This is a genomic window from Terrabacter sp. NPDC000476, from assembly GCF_040300125.1.
Classification (GTDB): Bacteria; Actinomycetota; Actinomycetes; order Actinomycetales; family Dermatophilaceae; genus Terrabacter.
The window spans coordinates 1,801,183-1,818,824 of the sequence record NZ_JBEPDF010000001.1 but is presented as its reverse complement, the minus strand read 5'-3'; the positions used below and the strand labels follow the sequence as shown (position 1 = coordinate 1,818,824).

General features: G+C 73.3%; 17 protein-coding genes and 1 tRNA gene. 11 read left to right on the top strand and 7 right to left on the bottom strand.

Annotation, left to right across the window (positions count from 1 at the left end; all coding sequences use genetic code 11):
• Window positions 1-91: 91 nt before the first annotated feature.
• The 3 genes from ABT295_RS08465 to ABT295_RS08455 form a co-directional block, all read right to left on the bottom strand.
• Entirely contained in the window at window positions 92-1,180 is a 1,089-nt protein-coding gene (locus ABT295_RS08465; protein ID WP_352393923.1) for an adenosine deaminase, read from the bottom strand.
• A gap of 70 nt (window positions 1,181-1,250) precedes the next feature.
• Window positions 1,251-1,772: a DUF5709 domain-containing protein gene (locus tag ABT295_RS08460; RefSeq protein ID WP_352393922.1), complete on the bottom strand. Its 522-nt coding sequence runs from the start codon at window positions 1,770-1,772 to the stop codon at window positions 1,251-1,253.
• 74 nt (window positions 1,773-1,846) lie between these two features.
• Complete coding sequence (locus ABT295_RS08455; RefSeq protein WP_352393921.1) at window positions 1,847-3,187, bottom strand: aspartate aminotransferase type Ic; 1,341 nt, start codon at window positions 3,185-3,187, stop codon at window positions 1,847-1,849.
• Between the two features lie 191 nt (window positions 3,188-3,378).
• Here ABT295_RS08455 and ABT295_RS08450 point away from each other — a divergent pair.
• The 7 genes from ABT295_RS08450 to ABT295_RS08420 all read left to right on the top strand — a co-directional run bounded on the left by ABT295_RS08450 (window position 3,379) and on the right by ABT295_RS08420 (window position 9,563).
• A tRNA-Trp gene (locus tag ABT295_RS08450) sits at window positions 3,379-3,451 on the top strand.
• A 113-nt stretch (window positions 3,452-3,564) separates the two neighbouring features.
• On the top strand, window positions 3,565-3,834 hold the full coding sequence (secE, locus tag ABT295_RS08445; RefSeq protein WP_352393920.1) for a preprotein translocase subunit SecE: 270 nt from the start codon (window positions 3,565-3,567) through the stop codon (window positions 3,832-3,834).
• Window positions 3,835-3,859: 25 nt separating this feature from the next.
• Complete coding sequence (gene nusG / locus ABT295_RS08440; RefSeq protein ID WP_352393919.1) at window positions 3,860-4,768, top strand: transcription termination/antitermination protein NusG; 909 nt, start codon at window positions 3,860-3,862, stop codon at window positions 4,766-4,768.
• Between the two features lie 97 nt (window positions 4,769-4,865).
• Window positions 4,866-5,297: a 50S ribosomal protein L11 gene (gene rplK / locus ABT295_RS08435; RefSeq protein ID WP_076262133.1), complete on the top strand. Its 432-nt coding sequence runs from the start codon at window positions 4,866-4,868 to the stop codon at window positions 5,295-5,297.
• Window positions 5,298-5,418: 121 nt separating this feature from the next.
• Window positions 5,419-6,135 (top strand): 50S ribosomal protein L1, encoded by a 717-nt coding sequence (gene rplA / locus ABT295_RS08430; RefSeq protein WP_352393918.1) that lies wholly within the window; start codon window positions 5,419-5,421, stop codon window positions 6,133-6,135.
• Between the two features lie 151 nt (window positions 6,136-6,286).
• Complete coding sequence (ggt, locus tag ABT295_RS08425; RefSeq protein ID WP_352393917.1) at window positions 6,287-8,215, top strand: gamma-glutamyltransferase; 1,929 nt, start codon at window positions 6,287-6,289, stop codon at window positions 8,213-8,215.
• Between the two features lie 139 nt (window positions 8,216-8,354).
• Window positions 8,355-9,563: a thiolase family protein gene (locus ABT295_RS08420; protein ID WP_352393916.1), complete on the top strand. Its 1,209-nt coding sequence runs from the start codon at window positions 8,355-8,357 to the stop codon at window positions 9,561-9,563.
• 103 nt (window positions 9,564-9,666) lie between these two features.
• On the opposite strand, the gene ABT295_RS08415 is transcribed toward ABT295_RS08420, so the two are convergent.
• The gene (locus ABT295_RS08415) at window positions 9,667-10,602 is read right to left on the bottom strand and encodes a DUF3152 domain-containing protein (RefSeq protein WP_352393915.1); all 936 of its coding nucleotides are present in this window, start codon (window positions 10,600-10,602) and stop codon (window positions 9,667-9,669) included.
• Window positions 10,603-10,983: 381 nt separating this feature from the next.
• Here ABT295_RS08415 and rplJ point away from each other — a divergent pair, with 381 nt between their 5' ends.
• A complete protein-coding gene (rplJ, locus tag ABT295_RS08410; RefSeq protein ID WP_352393914.1) occupies window positions 10,984-11,571 on the top strand; it encodes a 50S ribosomal protein L10 in 588 nt (195 codons plus the stop codon).
• 66 nt (window positions 11,572-11,637) lie between these two features.
• The gene (rplL, locus tag ABT295_RS08405) at window positions 11,638-12,024 is read left to right on the top strand and encodes a 50S ribosomal protein L7/L12 (protein WP_352393913.1); all 387 of its coding nucleotides are present in this window, start codon (window positions 11,638-11,640) and stop codon (window positions 12,022-12,024) included.
• Window positions 12,025-12,239: 215 nt separating this feature from the next.
• Here the strand turns inward: rplL and ABT295_RS08400 are convergent, their stop codons facing one another.
• Both ABT295_RS08400 and ABT295_RS08395 read right to left on the bottom strand, forming a co-directional pair.
• On the bottom strand, window positions 12,240-13,364 hold the full coding sequence (locus ABT295_RS08400; protein ID WP_352393912.1) for a pyridoxal-phosphate-dependent aminotransferase family protein: 1,125 nt from the start codon (window positions 13,362-13,364) through the stop codon (window positions 12,240-12,242).
• Window positions 13,364-14,755 carry an FAD-binding oxidoreductase gene (locus ABT295_RS08395; RefSeq protein WP_352393911.1) on the bottom strand — a complete coding sequence of 464 codons (1,392 nt, stop codon included), beginning with the start codon at window positions 14,753-14,755 and terminating at the stop codon, window positions 13,364-13,366. Before ABT295_RS08395 ends, ABT295_RS08400 begins: the two co-directional genes overlap by 1 nt.
• Before the next feature lie 89 nt (window positions 14,756-14,844).
• On the opposite strand from ABT295_RS08395, the gene ABT295_RS08390 reads away from it, so the two are divergent.
• A complete protein-coding gene (locus ABT295_RS08390; RefSeq protein WP_352393910.1) occupies window positions 14,845-15,870 on the top strand; it encodes a hypothetical protein in 1,026 nt (341 codons plus the stop codon).
• 36 nt (window positions 15,871-15,906) lie between these two features.
• Here the strand turns inward: ABT295_RS08390 and ABT295_RS08385 are convergent, their stop codons facing one another.
• Window positions 15,907-16,380 (bottom strand): DUF4178 domain-containing protein, encoded by a 474-nt coding sequence (locus ABT295_RS08385; RefSeq protein WP_352393909.1) that lies wholly within the window; start codon window positions 16,378-16,380, stop codon window positions 15,907-15,909.
• Between the two features lie 206 nt (window positions 16,381-16,586).
• On the opposite strand from ABT295_RS08385, the gene ABT295_RS08380 reads away from it, so the two are divergent.
• A complete protein-coding gene (locus ABT295_RS08380) occupies window positions 16,587-17,642 on the top strand; it encodes an ABC transporter ATP-binding protein (RefSeq protein WP_352393908.1) in 1,056 nt (351 codons plus the stop codon).

Below are 17,642 nucleotides of genomic sequence, written 5' to 3'. Positions count from 1 at the left end.
CGACCAGCATGACCGGGCGCACCGATCCTGAGCAAACCCGGTGCCGTGTGCGCCTGCCGCCGGGCCTGCTCACGGTGTCCGTTCTGCGCCGTTACGCGGAGGTGCCGGCTGTGGCCGGTGTCACGGCTGCGGGGGGACGGCCGGCGGGCCGTCCGGCGAGCCATGCGTCGACGTCGGCGAGCGCGGCCGCGCGCCGGTCGGCCGGCATCCGGCTGCCGCGGAGCGAGCCGCGCGCGAGCCCGGCCAGGCCCTCGTCGTCGAAGCCGAGGGCGCGCGCCGAGGCGTACTGCTCGGCGAGGCGCGTCCCGAACAGGAGCGGGTCGTCGGCCCCGAGCGCGACCGGGATGCCGGCCTCGACGATGCGCCGCAGCGGCACGTCGGCCGGCTCGGCGTAGACGCCGAGGGCCACGTTGCTCCCGGGGCACACCTCGAGGGTGGTGCCCGCCTCGGCGACCGCGTCGAGCACCTGCGGGTCCTCGACGGCGCGCACCCCGTGGCCGATGCGGTCGGGCTCGAGGTGCTCGAGGGTCTCCATGACGGCCTGGGCGCCGAGCAGCTCGCCGCCGTGCGGCACGAGCGCGAGGCCGGCCCGCCGCGCGATGGCGAAGGCGGGTGCGAAGTCGGCGACGAGCCCACGCCGCTCGTCGTTCGACAGGCCGAAGCCGACGACCTCGCCCGCGCCCTCACCGGCGTGGTGCGCGGCGAGCCGCGCGAGCGTGCGCGCCTCGAGCGGGTGCCGCATCCGGCTCGCCGCGACGACGACGCCGACGCCGACGGGGCCCGCGGCCGAGACGGCCCGGGCCTCGTCGAGCACGATCTCGAGCGCCGGGGTGATGCCGCCGACGAAGGGGGCGTACGACGTCGGGTCGACCTGCAGCTCCAGCCACCGCGACCCCTCCGCGGCGTCGTCCTCGGCGGCCTCGCGCACGATCCGGCGCATGTCGGCCTCGCCGCGCACGCAGGCCCGCGCCGCGTCGTAGAGCCGCTGGAAGCGGAACCAGCCGCGCTCGTCGGTGGCGCGCGCGAGGCGGGGCGGCCAGCCGCCCGTCAGGGCCTCGGGCAGACGGATGCCGTGCGTGGCGGCGAGCTCGCGGACGGTCGTGACGCGCATCGACCCCGTGAAGTGCAGGTGCAGGTGCGCCTTCGGCAGGTCGAGCACGCTGCGCGTCTCACCGGTCATGCCGGTCAGTGTGTCACCGCGCCCACGGCGTCGCCCGCCCGGATGCCGTCACCCGGGCGGGGGAGTCCCGTCAGTGGTCGTCCGGCGCGTCGGCGATCTCGTCGACGACGTGGACGGCGGCCTCCTCGGCCGACGCGGCCGCGCCGTCGATGCCGACGTCGGTGGCCCACGCCTGCTTCTCGGTGTCGTCGTGGGCCCCCTCGTCGTCGGCCACGAGGCGGCCGGCGCGGGCGTCCCCGACCTCGTTGTCGCCGAGCCAGTCGTCCTCGGCCGCGATGGAGTCGGGGTCGTCGCCGCCGACCCGGGGCTCGTCGAGGCCGCTCTCGTCGTCCGGCGCGCCGTAGGCCGTGTCGGGGTCGGGCACCTCCTGCTTGATGCGCTGGTCGATCGTCTCGTCCAGCGACTCCTCGTAGGGCGTCGTGCCGAAGGCGTCGGTGCCGCTCTCGCGCTCCGGCGGGGAGTAGCCGCGGTCCAGCTCGTCCTCGACGTCCTCGTCGGGGAGGCCGTCGACGTTCGAGGGCTGGTCCTCGTCGTCGACGCTGTAGCTCGTGAAGTCGGTGTCGATGTTCTCGCTGGGACCGGTGTCGCTCATGGTGCGGGCTCCTTCGTCGGGCTGCTGGTCTCGGGTGACGCGCTCACCCGCTCGCCGGTCCGGGGCTCACCGGGTCACGCGGTCGCGTCGTCTCCCTGTGCCCCTACCCGCGCGGCGGACCCGCCCTCACGGTCGGCCACGAGCTTCTCCGCGGCGGCGAGGGCCACGCAGGTCGCCACCCCGGCCATGGCGGTGCGCACCTCGTCGAGCACCGGGAAGGTCGGGGCGAGGCGGATGTTGCGGTCGCGGGGGTCGTCGCCGTGCGGGAAGGAGGCGCCGGCCGGCGTCAGGGCGATGCCGGCCGCCTTGGCGAGCGCCACGACGCGCGAGGCCGTGCCGTCGAGCACGTCGAGGTTGACGAAGTAGCCACCGGTCGGGTGCGTCCACTCCGCCACCTCGAGCCCGCCGAGGCCCTCGGTGAGCGCCGCGTCGACGGCCGCGAACTTCGGGGCGATGATGTCGCGGTGGCGGCGCATGTGCGCGCGCACGCCCGCGGCGTCGTGGAAGAACTCGACGTGGCGCAGGTGGTTGACCTTGTCGGGCCCGATCGAGCCCATCGACAGGTGCCGCAGGTACCACGCGACGTTGGCCGCGCTCGCCGCGAGCACCGCGACGCCGGCACCCGCGAAGGTGATCTTCGAGGTCGAGGCGAACATGATCGGGCGGTTCGGGTGCCCCGAGGCGGCCGCGAGGCTGAGGATGTCGGCGCTCTTCGCCTCGTCCTCGGTCAGGTGGTGGAAGGCGTACGCGTTGTCCCAGAAGATCGTGAAGTCGGGCGCCGCGGTGGGCATCGCGGCGAGGCGGGCCGCGACCTCCTGCGAGACGACCGCCCCCGAGGGGTTCGCGTAGGTGGGCACGATCCAGATACCCTTGATGCTCGGGTCGTCCTTGACGAGCGCCTCGACGGCGGCCACGTCGGGACCGTCGTCGTGCATCTCGACGGTGACCATCTCGATGGCGAGCTCGGCGAGCATCGAGAAGTGCCGGTCGTAGCCGGGCACGGGGCAGACGAAGCGGACCGTCTCCTCCTGCGACCACGGGCGCGGCGAGTCGACGCCGCCGAAGAGGAGGAAGTCGACGATCGTCGCGTACATCATCGACAGGCTCGAGTTCCCGCCCGCGACCACCTGGGACGGCTCGACCCAGAGCAGCTCGGCGAAGATCTCGCGCAGCTCGGCGAGGCCCTCGAGGCCGCCGTAGTTGCGCACGTCGACGCCGGCCCGGTCCTTCGTCCCCGTCGGCAGGTGCAGCAGCGCGTCGGAGAGGTCGAGCTGCGCGGCCGACGGCTTGCCGCGGGTCAGGTCGAGCTTCAGGTGGCGATCCTGCAGGGCCGCGTAGGCCTGCTGCTGCTCGGCCAGGAAGCCGGCCAGGTCGCCGTCGGACAGGGACGCGAGGGGGGTGCGCAGGTTCGTCACAGCCCGATCCTGCCACTGCCCGCGCGGGCGGGGGTCCCGCGGTCCGCATGCCGGGTGGCAGACTCGCTGGTGGACTCCGTGGCGTCGGTTCGCGTTGGGGCGCATCCGTCCCGTATGATCGATCCTCGGACGGCTTCGCTGGCCATGCTGACGCATGCCGTCCCGCCGGGCACCACCCCAGGTCCCGGTGAAGGGCAATAGCTCAATTGGTAGAGCACTGGTCTCCAAAACCAGCGGTTGGGGGTTCGAGTCCCTCTTGCCCTGCGCATCCCCGTGATGTGGTCGTCGTGCAAGGCGGCACGCGGCGTCTGCCCGTCGTGGGACACCACGGGTGGGGCGGCCGACGCGGGCCGGAACCCAGGCAGAAAGAAGGAATCGTGACCGAGACGAGCGCCAAGCGCGGGTCCGGCCGGGCCGACAAGGCTCCCGGCGGCAACCCGGTGTCGCGCCTCTTCGGGGCGATCAGCCTCTTCGTGCGCCAGATCCTCGACGAGCTGCGCAAGGTCGTGCGGCCCACGGGCCCCGAGCTGGTGCGCTACACGACCGTCGTGGTCATGTTCGTCGTGATCATGATGGCGCTGGTCTCGGGTCTGGACTTCGTCCTGACCCGGGCCATCTCCTGGGTCTTCACGGGCTCGGCCACTTAGCACCGACGGGACCACGGGTCCCGGGATGTCAGCACCAGCCGCGACCGGCTGGTCCACGAGCAAGGAAGTAGGCAACAGCGTGTCCGAGCAGTTCTCCCCCGAGGGTGCCCCGAACGGCGAGAACGACGTCGTCGACCCCACCGTCGAGGCCGACCTCGCGGCGCCCGACGCCGACGAGCCCGACGCGCAGCCGGCCGACTCCGAGCCCGAGCTCGAGGCAGCCGTGACCGACGCCGACGAGGACGCCGACGACGAGGCTGCCAACGACGAGGCTGCCGACGACGACGCTGCCGACGAGGACGACGTGCCGGCACCCACGGGCAGCGGCGACCCCGTCGCGGACTTCAAGGCCGACCTGCGCAGCCGCTTCGGCGACTGGTTCGTCATCCACTCCTACGCGGGCTACGAGAACCGGGTCAAGGCCAACCTCGAGACGCGCATCCAGACCCTCAACATGGAGGACTTCATCTTCGAGATCGAGGTCCCCATGGAGGAGGTCACCGAGATCAAGAACGGGCAGAAGAAGCAGGTCCGCCGCGTGCGGATGCCCGGCTACGTCCTCGTCCGCATGGACCTCACGGACGAGAGCTGGGGCGCGGTGCGCCACACGCCCGGCGTCACCGGCTTCGTCGGCAACGCGCACCAGCCCGTGCCGCTCTCGATCGACGAGGTCTTCACGATGCTCGCCCCCACCTTCGAGGCGCAGGTCGCGGCCGACGGCTCGGCCCCGGCGAGCTCCAGCGCCCCCAAGGACGTGCGCGTCGTCGACTTCAAGGTCGGCGAGTCCGTCACCGTCATGGAGGGGCCGTTCGAGACCCTTCCCGCCACGATCTCCGAGATCAACACGGACACCCAGAAGCTCAAGGTGCTCGTCTCCATCTTCGGCCGGGAGACCCCGGTCGAGCTCTCCTTCGCCCAGGTCGCCAAGATCTGAGCGAGGGTCGTTCCACCTCGTGCGGCTGACCGCACGAGGACATGCAACCGGGTCATCGCCCAAGGCGTCGGCCCAGCAACGCAGAAGGTAGGCACGCATGCCCCCCAAGAAGAAGGTCTCCGGCTTCATCAAGCTGCAGATCCAGGCCGGTCAGGCCACCCCCGCCCCGCCCGTCGGCCCGGCCCTCGGCCAGCACGGCGTCAACATCATGGAGTTCGTCAAGGCGTACAACGCCGCGACGGAGGCCCAGCGCGGCAACGTCATCCCGGTCGAGATCACGGTCTACGAGGACCGCTCGTTCACCTTCGTGACGAAGACCCCGCCGGCTGCGGAGCTCATCAAGAAGGCCGCCGGCGTCGCCAAGGGCTCGGGCGAGCCGCACAAGACGAAGGTCGCCAAGCTCTCGCGCGAGCAGGTCCTCGAGATCGCCCGCCAGAAGATGGAAGACCTCAACGCCAACGACGAGGAGATGGCGGCACGCATCATCGCCGGCACCGCTCGTTCGATGGGCATCGACACCGAGCTCTGAGCCCCGCTCACGACCCGGCGTCACCCCCGGCCGCACGGCATACGGACCGTATGCCGTCGGCCACGTGGGAGGGCCAGCGCTGGCCCGCACCACGACTCCACCACCACGCAAGGAGCAGCACATGAAGCGCAGCAAGAACTACCGCGCAGCCGCCGAGCTCATCACGCCCGGCAAGATCTACGCCCCCCTCGAGGCCGTCCGCGTCGCGAAGCAGACCGCCAAGGCCAAGTACGACGAGACCGTCGAGGTCGCCATGCGCCTCGGTGTCGACCCGCGCAAGGCCGACCAGGCCGTGCGCGGCACGGTCAACCTGCCGCACGGCACGGGCAAGACCGCCCGCGTGCTCGTCTTCGCCAACGGCGACAAGGCCGAGGCCGCCCGTGAGGCCGGCGCCGACCACGTCGGCTCGGACGACCTGCTCGAGAAGGTGCAGGGCGGCTGGCTCGACTTCGACGCCGTCGTCGCGACCCCCGACCTCATGGGCAAGGTCGGTCGTCTGGGCAAGGTGCTCGGCCCGCGTGGCCTCATGCCGAACCCGAAGACCGGCACCGTGACGATGGACGTGGCCAAGGCCGTCACCGACATCAAGGGCGGCAAGATCGAGTTCCGCGTCGACAAGCACGCGAACCTCCACTTCATCATCGGCAAGGCCAGCTTCGACGAGACGAAGCTCGTCGAGAACTACGCGGCCGCGCTCGAGGAGATCCTGCGTCTCAAGCCGTCCAGCTCCAAGGGCCGCTACATCGAGAAGGCCACCGTCAGCACGACGATGGGCCCGGGCATCCCGCTCGACTTCTCCAAGACGCGCAACCTCCTCGTCGAGGAGGAGCAGGCCTGATCGCCTGACACCGCTCGTGCGGAGCCCGCCACCCCACCCGGGGCGGCGGGCTCTCGCGCGTCCGCGGCGTGCCACCGGCCGTGCCGGACCGGCTGAATCTGGGTGGGTCGCTCGCCCCGATCCGCCCCGTGGGCGGCAGTACGGTCGGGAGATGAGTCGTTCCAGCGCACGCACCACGACACGATCCCGTTGGGTCCTCGGCGCCCTCGTCGTCGGACTCCCGCTCTCGCTCCTGCCCGCCACGGCGACCGCCGGCGCCACGCCGGCACCCGCACCTGCGCCGTCGTCCGGCGCGTCGACGTCCCGCCACGACGGCGGGTGGCACGGCCACCCGACCGACCTGCCGAAGGTGCCGGTCATGAAGGGCGGCGGCGGGGCCGTCAGCTCCGTCGACCGCGACGCCTCCCAGGTCGGCATCGACGTGCTCCGGCGAGGGGGCAACGCCGCCGACGCGGCCGTGGCCACCGCAGCCGCCCTCGGGGTGACCGAGCCCTACAGCACCGGCATCGGCGGCGGCGGGTTCCTCGTCTACTACGACGCGAGGAGCCGCCGGGTCAGCACCATCGACGGGCGCGAGACGGCGCCGGCCACCTTCACGTCGACGAGCTTCACCGACCCGAGCACCGGCAAGGCCATGGACTTCACCACGGTCGTCAACAGCGGCCTGTCGGTCGGGGTGCCCGGCACCCCCGCCCTGTGGGCCAAGGCGCTGCGCGACCACGGCACGCTCTCGCTCAACCGGGCCCTCGCGCCCGCCGAGCAGCTCGCGCGGAAGGGCTTCGTCGTCGACCAGACCTTCGCCGACCAGACCGCCGCGAACGCGGAGCGCTTCTCGGTCTTCCCCGAGACCGCGCGCGTCTTCCTCCGGGACGGCAAGGCGCCCGCGGTCGGCTCGACGTTCCGCAACCCCGACATGGCCAGGGCCTACCGCACGCTGCGCACGCAGGGCGTCTCGGCGCTCTACTCCGGCTCGCTGGGCCGGGCCGTCGTCGCCGAGTCGCGGGCACCGCACACCGACGGCAGCTCCGTCATGGGCGGCCAGCTGACGATGCGCGACCTCCGCGCGTACCGGGCCCTCACCAAGGCCCCGATCCACTCGAGCTACAAGGGCTTCGACGTCTTCGGGATGCCGGTGCCGAGCTCGGGAGGCATCGCGGTGGCCGAGATCCTCAACCTCATGCGGGCCTACGAGAAGGCGACGGGCGTGCGGACGAGCGCGCTGAGCGAGGCCGACTACCTGCACCGCTTCTCGGAGGCCTCGGCGACCGCGTTCGCCGACCGCAACCGCTGGGTCGGTGACGTGCCCGGCGTGCCGGTGCGCCAGCTGACGAACCCGGCCTTCGCGGCCGAGCGCGCCTGCCTCTTCGACCCGGCGAAGGCGCAGCCGCGCCCGATCCCGTTCGGCTCGCCCGACGGCCGCTACACCTCGTGCGCGCCTGGCAAGGCCGCCCAGCCGGAGCCCTACGAGGGCCTGTCGACCTCGCACCTGACGGTCATGGACCGGTGGGGCAGCGTCGCCAGCTACACCCTGACGATCGAGCAGACCGGTGGGTCGGGCATCACGGTGCCGGGCTACGGCTTCCTGCTCAACAACGAGCTCACCGACTTCAACTTCACGCCGCTCACCCCGGGCGTGCCCGACCCGAACCTGCCCGGCCCGGGCAAGCGCCCGCGGTCGTCGATGAGCCCGACGATCCTGCTCCACGAGGGTCGGCCGTTCCTCGCGGTCGGCTCGCCCGGTGGCGCCACGATCATCACCTCGACGAGCCAGACCATCCTCGGCTACCTCGACCGTCGCCTCTCGCTCGTCGACGCGATCCGCGCCCCGCGGCTCAGCTCGCGCAATGGCTCCAGCGAGGGGGCCGAGCCGCAGATCCTCGACGGGCCGGTCGGCGCGGCGCTCACGGCCAAGGGCCACGTGCTCGCTCCCGGTGCGGCTGCCCCGGCGGTGAACGAGATCGGCGCCGTCACGGCGATCCGCTACCTCGGGCACGGTCGTTTCGAGGCGGCCGCCGAGACGACCCGCCGCGGGGGCGGGTCGGCGATGGTCGTCCAGCCCTCGCGCCACCCGCGTCACTGACGTCCCGCTGCCGGATGCCGTCCGGCGGGCCGCGTGCCCGCCGGACGGCATCCGTGCATCCGTGCGTCCGGGCGGCGGCGGGCGGGGGATAGCCTGACCTCGCTCCTGCAGCCCGACGACGTGTGAAGAGGGATCCACCATGGCCGAGGCGTTCGTCTACGACGCCGTCCGCACCCCGTTCGGACGCTACGGCGGGGCCCTCGCCGGCATCCGGCCCGACGACCTCGCCGCGCACGTCCTGCGCGCGCTCGTCGACCGCGCGCCCGGTCTGCGCGACGGGGGAGCCGCGCAGGTCGACGAGGTGGTGCTCGGCAACGCCAACGGGGCGGGCGAGGAGAACCGCAACGTCGCGCGCATGGCCGCGCTGCTCGCCGGCCTGCCGACCTCGGTGCCCGGCACCACGGTGAACCGGCTCTGCGGCTCGAGCCTCGATGCGGCGATCATCGGCTCGCGCCAGATCGCGACCGGTGAGGCCGACGTCGTGGTCGTCGGCGGTGTCGAGTCGATGAGCCGGGCGCCCTGGGTGCTGCCCAAGACCGAGAAGGCCTACCCCGCAGGCGATCTCGGACTCGTCTCCACGACCCTGGGCTGGCGGCTCGTCAACCCGGCCATGCCGGGGGAGTGGACCGTCTCGCTCGGCGAGGCGACCGAGCAGCTGCGCGAGGAGCGAGGCGTCACCCGCGAGCGGCAGGACGCGTTCGCGGCGCGGTCGCACCGCCTGGCCGCGCAGGCGTGGGACTCCGGCTTCTACGACGACCTCGTCGTGCGCGTGCCCGGCGTCGAGCTCGCCCGCGACGAGTCGATCCGGCCGGACACCGACGAGGCCCGGCTCGCCACGCTGCGCACCGTCTTCCGCAGCGCCGACGAGGGCGGCACCGTGACGGCCGGCAACGCCTCGCCGCTCAACGACGGCGCCTCGGCGGTGCTGCTCGGCAGCGAGCGGGCCCACGGACTGCTGGGCCTCGACCCGCTCGCGCGCGTCGCGGGCCGCGGGGCGAGCGCGCTCGAGCCGCAGCGGTTCGGCTACGCCCCCGTCGCCGCGGCGCAGCAGGCGCTCGAGCGCGCCGGCATCGACTGGTCGGACGTCGCCGCGATCGAGCTCAACGAGGCGTTCGCGGCGCAGTCGCTGGCCTGCCTCGACGCCTGGCCCGTCGACCCCGAGATCGTCAACCGCCACGGCGGCGCCATCGCCGTCGGGCACCCGCTCGGGGCCTCGGGCGGCCGGGTGCTCGGAACCCTGGCCCGCGACCTGCAGCGCAGCGGGGAGCGCTGGGGCCTCGCGTGCATCTGCATCGGCGTCGGACAGGGCCTCGCCGTCGTGCTCGAGAACGTCACCCCCCGCCCCTGACCCGTCGAGAGGCCAGTCTTCGCGGGTCCCGCACCGTCGAGAGGCCAGTCTTCGCGGGTCCGTATGCGTCGAGCGGCCGGTCCGTGCGGGGGCGCGGTCGCGCTCAGGCGGGCTTGGGGCTCGGCCACGGCCAGGCCGTGCAGCCCTTGAGGCCGTAGGTCTGCTGCATCATGACGGGCGCCACCTTGCCGGGGCCGCCGCAGTAGGCGTGCGCGTGACCGATGCCGTGGCCCACCTCGTGGTTGACGAGGTAGGTGCGGTAGCCGGCGACGTCGGAGCCGTAGGCCGCAGCGCCGAGCACCCAGCGGCGCAGGTTGAGCACGACGCGCCCGCTGTTGTGGCAGCTGACCTGGCCCCGCGTCTCGAGCGGGGCGCACAACTTGTCGGTCGTCCTCGGGCTGGCGAGGGTGATCCGCAGGTCGACGGCCGCGCCGGCCGCCGCCGCGGCGGGCGACACGTCGACGAATCGCACCCCGTCCCTCGCCTGCCAGCCGCGGGGGTCGGTCAGGACCGTGCCGACCGTCGTCGCGAACTCGGCGGGCCGCACGTCGACGCCGCCCTCGACCTCCACGGTGTAGCGCACGGTGCGTCCGGTCGTCGGCGCGGGCCGCAGGGCCGACGCCGGCATCGGCACGACCGTGAACCGGCCGTCGCCCGACTCGACGACGGCGCCCTTCGCGTCGCGGCCGTCGCCCGTCGTGGGGGTGGGCGTCGCCGTCCGGGGGGACGTGCCGGACGTGCCGGACGTGCCGGACGTGCCGACGGACGGTCCTGCACCCACCTGGGAGTCCGTCGCGGCGTCGGGGACGCGCTCGACCTCGGCGAGCGAGGCCGCCGGGCCGGTGCCCACGCCGACCGCCAGCCGGCCGCTGCGGGCGAAGGGCCCGGGCTCGGTCGCCTCGCGCGCGCCGGCCCACGTCACCGCCCAGACGTCCACCACGACGCAGAGGACGACGGCGGCACCCGCCGCCACCCTGCGGCGGCGAACGGCCGACCACGAGCTCTGGGGCGGGCGAGCGACCGCGCTGCCCCTCACCATGCGCTCCACGCTAGGTCTTCCGTGCGGCAAAGGCGAGGACCCGAGCCGGGGTCGCGGCGTCCGGGTGCCGGTGGCGTCGACAGGCTGTCCGGTTCGTCCTGCGGTGCCCGTTCTGCGCCGGGACGGACGCCCCGATTTGGTCTGGCCCGGCCCAGCCCGTATCCTCGGTGTCGACCAATGACCGCCGGTTGGAGGACGTGGGCGACCACGACCTCTCGAAGGTCCCGCACGATGCGGGCAGCCAGCGCAGGACACTCAGCCTCACGGCATACGTGATCGTATGCCGCTGCGAGCCCCGAGCGCCCTGCGCCGGGGCTCTTTTCGTGCCGGCCCTCCGGGGCACCTCCGCCCGGCGTCACCACGCAAGGGAAGGAGGCCCAGATGGCGAACGCCGAGAAGGACGTTGCCATTGCCGAGATCACGGACAAGCTCCGTGAGTCCGGTGCGGCCGTTCTCACCGAGTACCGCGGTCTGACCGTGGCTCAGCTCTCGCAGCTGCGCAGCTCGATCCGGGAACACGCCACCTACGCCGTGGTCAAGAACACGCTCACGGAGCGCGCCGCCAAGGAGGCCGGGATCACGGCCTTCGACGGCCACCTCCAGGGCCCGTCGGCCATCGCCTTCATCACCGGTGACCCGGTCGAGGCGGCCAAGGGTCTGCGTGACTTCGCCAAGGCAAACCCCCTCCTCGTGATCAAGGCTGGCGTCCTCGACGGCAAGACCTTGAGCCCCGAGGAGATCACGAAGCTCGCGGACCTCGAGTCCCGCGAGGTTCTGCTGGCCAAGCTGGCGGGTGCCATGAAGGGCTCCCTCACCAAGGCCGCCTACCTCTTCGTCGCTCCTCTGTCGCAGACGGCCCGCGTGGTCGACGCCCTGCGCCAGAAGGTCGAGGCGCAGGGTCCCGCCACGGAGGCCGCTCCGGCTGCCGAGGCAACCACCGACGTCGCCGAGGGTGGCGACGAGAGCTGACGCCCTCCTGCGTCCGCTCGATTCATCAAACAGCCACTCACGGCAAGCAACAGGAAGGAAGCCATCATGGCGAAGCTCAGCACCGACGAGCTCCTTGACGCCTTCAAGGAGATGACCCTCATCGAGCTCTCCGAGTTCGTGAAGCAGTTCGAGGAGACCTTCGAGGTCACCGCTGCTGCCCCCGTCGCCGCCGCTCCCGCGGCCGGTGCCGGTGGCGCTGCCCCCGCCGAGGAGGAGGAGAAGGACTCGTTCGACGTCGTTCTCACCGCCGCCGGTGACAAGAAGATCCAGGTCATCAAGGAGGTCCGCGCGCTCACGAGCCTCGGCCTCAAGGAGGCCAAGGACCTCGTCGACGGCGCCCCCAAGCCCGTTCTCGAGGGTGTCGACAAGGCTGCGGCCGAGAAGGCCAAGGAGCAGCTCGAGGGCGCTGGCGCGACCGTCGAGCTCAAGTGATCTGACCCGGCTCAGCCGGGATCACTGCTGCACCGCGAAGGCGGGTCCGACCACTGGTCGGGCCCGCCTTCGTCGTCCCCGCCCCGGTCGAGGTGATCCGTCGCGGCCCGGCGCGACGGCATACCTCGACCGGCCGGGACCGGCGCCGGGTCGAGGTGATCCGTCGTGGACTGGCGCGACGGCATACCTCGACCCGACGGCAGTGAGCCGCTGCGTCAGGCGTGGGCCAGGGCGTCCTTCAGCGCGGCGAGGACGAGGGCCACGCGGTCGGGGCGCGCGTTGTGCCCCATGAGCCCGATGCGCCAGACGGTCGAGGCGAACTCGCCGACCCCGGCCCCGATCTCGAGGTCGTGCCGCTCGAGCAGGTAGGCCCGGACCGCGGCGGAGTCGACCCCGTCGGGCACGCGCACCGTGGTCAGCTCGGGCAGGCGGGAACCCTCCTGGGCGAAGAGGCTCAGGCCCATCTCCTCGAGGCCGTCCTGCAGGAGGCGGCCGGCCTCGGCGTGGCGGTCCCACACCTTCTCCAGGCCCTCGTCGGCGATGCGCCGCAGGCCGGCGTGCAGGCTGGCGACCATCGCGGTCGGGGCCGTGTGGTGATAGGTGCGCCGGCCGCTGCCGGCGGCCTCGCCGACGTAGCCGCCGAGCAGCCCGAGGTCGAGGTACCACGACGACGGCTTCTCGACGCGGCGGGCGAAGGCGCGGTCGTTGATGGTGAAGGGCGCGAGGCCGGGCGCCACCCCGAGGCACTTCTGCGTGCCGGCGTAGCCGATGTCGACGCCCCAGTCGTCGGCCCGCAGCTCGATGCCGCCGATGCTCGTCACGGCGTCGACGAGCAGGAGGGCGTCGCCCTTGACCGCGCCGAGCGCGGCGATGTCGGAGCGCACGCCCGTGGAGGTCTCGGCGTGCACCGCGGCGATGATCGCCGGCGACGGGTGGGCAGCGGCCACGCGCTCGGCGTCGACCGGCGTGCCCCACTCGTGGTCGACGCGCACGACCTCGGCGCCGTGGCGGCCGGCCACGTCGACCATCCGCTCGCCGAAGAGCCCATTGACCGCCACGACGACGACGTCGCCGGGGGAGACGGTGTTGACGAACGCCGCCTCCATGCCCGCCGAGCCGGTGGCCGAGATCGGCAGCGTGCGGCGGTTGTCGGTGCCCCACACGTGGCGCAGCAGGTCGCACGTCTCGTCCATGACGGCGAGGAAGTCGGGGTCGAGGTGGCCGAGGAGCGGCGCCGCGAGCGCGAGCGTCGCCTCGGGGTAGGGGTTGCACGGCCCGGGACCGAAGAGGTGCCGGTCGGCGATGGGGCGCGAGGTCGCGGTGGGCGTCGACGAGGTCATCAGAATCCTGCTCCCGGGTTGAGGATGCCCTGCGGGTCGAGGGCCGACTTGATGCGGTGGGTGAGGGCCATGACGTCGGGGCCCAGCTGCTCGGGCAGGGCGGCGCGCTTGAGGCGGCCGATGCCGTGCTCGCCCGTGATGGTGCCGCCGAGGCCGATCGCCAGGCCCATGACCTCCGAGAAGGCCCGGGCTGCGCGGTCCTTCGCCGCGCTGTCACCGGCGGGGTAGACGATGACGGGGTGCGTGTTGCCGTCGCCGGCGTGCGCGACGACGGGGATCTCGACGTCGTGCCGGCGCGAGATCTCGGTGATGCCGGTCAGCAGCTCGGGCAGCCGCGGCACGGGCACGCCGACGTCCTCGAGCATGATCGCGCCGCGCCGCTCGATGGCGACGATGGCGGCGCGGCGCGCGGCGACGAACATCTCGCCCTCGGCGGCATCCGTCGTCGTGAAGCACTCGCGGGCGCCGCCGCCCTCGCAGAGCGCCTCCATCGCCGCGATCTCCTCGCCGCGCGCGGCGCCCGGGGCGTCCGACTGCGCGAGCAGCATCGCCCCGGCCCCGCGGTCGAGCCCCATGCTGCGGTGGTCCTCGACGGCGTTGATCGAGGCGTGGTCCATCAGCTCCATCATCGAGGCCCGCAGCGTGTTGCCGATCGCGACGACGACCCGCGCCGCGTCCTCCACCGTGTCGAAGGTGGCGACGAGGGTGGCGGGCGGCGCCTGCGCCGGCACGAGCCGCAGGGTGGCGCGCGTGACGACGCCGAGCGTGCCCTCGCTGCCCACGAAGAGCTTGACGAGCGAGAGCCCGGCCGTGTCCTTGACGCGCTGGCCGCCGAGGTGCACGAGGGTGCCGTCGGCGAGCACGACGTCGAGGCCGAGGACGTAGTCGGTCGTCACGCCGTACTTGACGCAGCACAGCCCGCCGGCGTTGGTGGCGACGTTGCCGCCGATCGAGCAGATCTCGAACGACGACGGGTCGGGCGGGTACCAGAGGCCGTGCTCGGCCGCCGCCCGCTTCACCTCGACGTTGAGCGCACCGGCCTCGACGACGGCGGTGCGCGTGGCGGGGTCGACCTCCACCGCGCGGAGGCGCTCGAGGCTCAGCACGACGCACCCGTCGATCGCGTTCGACCCGCCGGAGAGGCCGCTGCCCGCACCACGCGGCACGACGGGGATGCCGTGCGTGCGTGCCCAGCGCACCGTGGCCTGCACGTCGGCCGCGGTCTGCGCGCGGACGACGGCGCGCGGCGTGCCGGCCCCGGCGTCCGCGGTGTAGTCGAACCGGTAGGCCGCCACGCTGTCGGCCCCGGTCACGAGCGCCCCGGGCGTCAGGGTCGCAGCCAGGTCGTCGAGCGCCTGCAGGTCGGGAGCGTCCTTGCCCACTGTCGTCACCGCCCCACCGTAACCACCGTCGGGCCCGGATGCCGTCCGAGGGTGTGGGCGACGAGCCGCCCCGCACCGTGCCGGGTAGGTTTGCCGGCATGGGATGGCTGTCGCGCACCAGCAGCAAGGCGTCGGACGATCAGGTCGGGCCACCGCAGGGGACGACCCAGCAGGGGCCGACCCAGCCCGGGACCCAGCCCGGGACCCAGCCCGGGACGACCCCGGCTGCGGCCGCCGCGTCGGCGCCCACCGCGGCGACGGCCGGCGGGCCGGAGTCCTCGGAGGGCGCGGCGGTCGGGCGGTACGGGCCGCTCGTCTGCGTGACGCGCTTCGACGTCGCCGCCCCCGAGCTCGAGTGGCAGCTGCCCCTCAACGGCGAGCTCTACCGCGTCCTGCCCGGCTCCGACCGCCCCGACTACTCGCTGCTCGTGCTCGAGCGGCCGCTGCACTTCTACCCGACAGAGGGCTTCGACCTCGCCCGGGTCGAGGCCGGGCAACGGGTGCAGGACCGCAAGGGCCGCACCATGGTGCGCGTGCACGCGCTGCTGCTGTGCTCCCGCTTCGTCGGCGAGCAGCTGCACCCGGGCATGCGCGACCTCGCGGTCAACCTCGCCTACGTCGTCGACAACTCGCTCGCCCGCGACGCCGAGGTCGACTTCGCCAAGATCGAGTTCGCGGCCACCGGCTTCCTCAGCGAGGGGCACGCCCCGCGCGCCGGCGAGGCGCAGGCCCCGGCGCCGGATGCACCCGCACGCGCCGACGCACACGCCGACGCACCCGCCGACGCACCCGCCGACGCGGCGCCGGCCACCCGGCATCCGGCCGCGGACGTGTTCGACGCGGTGGCGGCGGCGCTGCGCGAGGGCGTCGCGGCGCAGCGCGGGGAGCCCGTGGTGCGGATGACGGCCGCGCTGACGCTCGACGGGGGACACCGGCTGACGGGGCTCTCCGGCAACGCCGACGGGCAGCCGCCGGCGCCGACCCCCGAGACCTTCGAGCGCATCGGCGAGCTGCTCTCCGGGCTCGCGGGGCTGGGGGAGCAGGGGCGGGTCGCCGCGGTCACCCTGCGCGTCGACGGCGACGCCGTGACGCACGAGGTCACCCGCACGCACGAGCCGTCCTGACCGAGCCGTCCTGACCGAGCCGCCCGACGGGACCGCTCAGCCCGGGAGGTCGTGGTAGGCCTGCACGTCAGCCGGGTCGACCCGGGTCCCCGTGCTCAGCTCCCACATCGCCCCGTCCCAGCTCTCGAAGACGAGCACGTCTCTCTCGCCGCACGTGTACTCGACGAAGTCGCAGCTGCCCACCGGGCCGGTGCCGGTGTCGCCCGCCGCGGTGTAGGTCGCGGTGGTCGCCTCGTCGAGCACCCAGTCGCGGCCGTCGAGGGTGAGGCCCCCGAGGTCGGGCTCGGCGACGAGGTCGTGCCGGGTCGTCCACTCGATGACGGTGTCGCGGCCGCGGGGGCGGATCGCCACCCACTCCCGCGTGCCGGCGCGCTCGCCCTCGACGCAGTGCTCGCTCCAGTTCCGCCCCGCGCTCGTGAGGCGGAGCGTGCCGAGCACCCTGCGGGGCCGCCCCGCGACCTCGACGACGGCGCCGGGCGCGACCTGGGAGGCCAGCAGCTGGGCGCGCATGCATCCTCCAGGTCGTTCGTCGCTCCGGCGGGCGCCGGGCGCCTGCCGTCCGGCCGCCCCGGGAGGGCGACCACGTGGGCCCAACCCTAGAGGCGCACCGGGCCCAGCGGCTGAAGTCGGCGCGAACTCGCGCGTAACTTCCCCTCCGCGACCTCGTTTCCCCCGTAGCCGAGTCGAGACGGCCAGGAAGACGCAGGTGCAGCCACATGGGTGTGGAGATCGCGGTCACGGGACTGACGAAGACCTTCGGGTCGCAGACGATCTGGCGGGACGTGACGCTCACGCTCCCGGCCGGGGAGATCTCCGTCATGCTCGGCCCGTCGGGCACCGGCAAGTCGGTCTTCCTCAAGACGCTCGTCGGGCTGCTCAAGCCGGATGCCGGCTCCATCGTCATCGACGGCCGTGACCTGACGAGGCTGCGCGAGGCCGACCTCTACGAGGTGCGCAAGCTCTTCGGCGTGCTCTTCCAGGACGGCGCGCTCTTCGGCTCGATGACCCTCTACGACAACGTCGCCTTCCCGCTGCGCGAGCACACGCGGAAGACCGAGGTCGAGGTCCGGCGCATCGTCACCGAGAAGATGGAGCTCGTCGGCCTCTCCGGCGCCGAGGGCAAGCTGCCCGGTGAGATCTCGGGCGGCATGCGCAAGCGCGCCGGCCTCGCCCGCGCCCTCGTGCTCGACCCCGAGATCCTGCTCATCGACGAGCCGGACTCGGGCCTCGACCCGGTGCGCACGAGCTACATCAACCAGCTCTTCATCGACCTCAACGCGCAGATCGACGCGACGTTCCTCATCGTCACGCACGACATCAACACGGCCCGCACGGTGCCCGACAACATCGGCCTGCTCTACCACAAGCACCTCGCGATGTTCGGTCCGCGCGAGATGCTGCTGAGCTCCGAGGAGCCGGTCGTGCGCCAGTTCCTCAACGCCCAGACCGTCGGCCCGATCGGCATGTCGGAGGAGAAGGACGCCGACGAGCTGGCCGCCGAGGAGGGCCAGGAGCTGCCGCCGCTGCCGCCGATCGCGCCGCAGCTGCGCACGAGCGACGGCACGCCCCGCCGAGCCGAGCGGCCCGCCGGCGAGTGGTGCCGCGCGCACGGCGTGACGCCCCCGCCCGGGTCGTTCGGGTCGTCGGCCGCCGAGCCCGCCGAGCCTTCCGAGCCCTCCGAGCCCTCCGAGCCCGCCCAGCCCGCCCAGCCCGTCGGCACGGCACCGAGCCCGTATGCCGGCACGCCCGAGCTCGTGGGCGAGGTGGGCTGA

Coding starts and splice junctions, on each gene's coding strand:
- rplK (WP_076262133.1), top strand. CDS start 4,866: ATGCCCCCCAAGAAGAAGGTCTCCGGCTTCATCAAGCTGCAGATCCAG.
- ABT295_RS08385 (WP_352393909.1), bottom strand. CDS start 16,380: ATGCGCGCCCAGCTGCTGGCCTCCCAGGTCGCGCCCGGCGCCGTCGTC.
- rplA (WP_352393918.1), top strand. CDS start 5,419: ATGAAGCGCAGCAAGAACTACCGCGCAGCCGCCGAGCTCATCACGCCC.
- ABT295_RS08390 (WP_352393910.1), top strand. CDS start 14,845: ATGGGATGGCTGTCGCGCACCAGCAGCAAGGCGTCGGACGATCAGGTC.
- ABT295_RS08460 (WP_352393922.1), bottom strand. CDS start 1,772: ATGAGCGACACCGGTCCCAGCGAGAACATCGACACCGACTTCACGAGC.
- nusG (WP_352393919.1), top strand. CDS start 3,860: ATGTCAGCACCAGCCGCGACCGGCTGGTCCACGAGCAAGGAAGTAGGC.
- rplJ (WP_352393914.1), top strand. CDS start 10,984: ATGGCGAACGCCGAGAAGGACGTTGCCATTGCCGAGATCACGGACAAG.
- ABT295_RS08415 (WP_352393915.1), bottom strand. CDS start 10,602: ATGGTGAGGGGCAGCGCGGTCGCTCGCCCGCCCCAGAGCTCGTGGTCG.
- ABT295_RS08420 (WP_352393916.1), top strand. CDS start 8,355: ATGGCCGAGGCGTTCGTCTACGACGCCGTCCGCACCCCGTTCGGACGC.
- ABT295_RS08400 (WP_352393912.1), bottom strand. CDS start 13,364: ATGACCTCGTCGACGCCCACCGCGACCTCGCGCCCCATCGCCGACCGG.
- ABT295_RS08380 (WP_352393908.1), top strand. CDS start 16,587: ATGGGTGTGGAGATCGCGGTCACGGGACTGACGAAGACCTTCGGGTCG.
- ggt (WP_352393917.1), top strand. CDS start 6,287: ATGAGTCGTTCCAGCGCACGCACCACGACACGATCCCGTTGGGTCCTC.
- rplL (WP_352393913.1), top strand. CDS start 11,638: ATGGCGAAGCTCAGCACCGACGAGCTCCTTGACGCCTTCAAGGAGATG.
- ABT295_RS08465 (WP_352393923.1), bottom strand. CDS start 1,180: ATGACCGGTGAGACGCGCAGCGTGCTCGACCTGCCGAAGGCGCACCTG.